This window comes from Pseudomonas sp. C11, assembly GCF_034683865.1.
Lineage (GTDB): Bacteria > Pseudomonadota > Gammaproteobacteria > Pseudomonadales > Pseudomonadaceae > Aquipseudomonas.
In genome coordinates, this window is sequence record NZ_JAWIIP010000056.1 from 1 (window position 1) to 267 (window position 267).

The following is a 267-nucleotide window of genomic DNA, read 5'->3' on the forward strand; positions in this document are numbered from 1 at the left end:
TCAGCACCTCCGGCAGCCACGCCGGCATGGTCATCGTCTTCGCCGTTACCGATCCGCAAGCGGGCAAGACGGGCATCAGCGCCTTTATCGGGCCCACCGATACCCCCGGTTTCTCGGTGGTGCGGGTGGAGGACAAACTCGGCCAGCATGCGTCCGACACCTGACAGATCCAGCTCGACGGCGTGCGTATCCCGGCCGATCTGCGCCGGGGCGAGGAGGGCGAGGGCTATCGCATCGCCCTGGCGAACCTCGAAGGAGGGCGCATCG

1 pseudogene is annotated in these 267 nt (G+C 67.4%); it reads left to right on the forward strand.

The annotated features are described in order from the left end of the window. Positions 1-267: pseudogene (locus tag VC352_RS24900) on the forward strand (acyl-CoA dehydrogenase family protein); the annotation flags it as partial.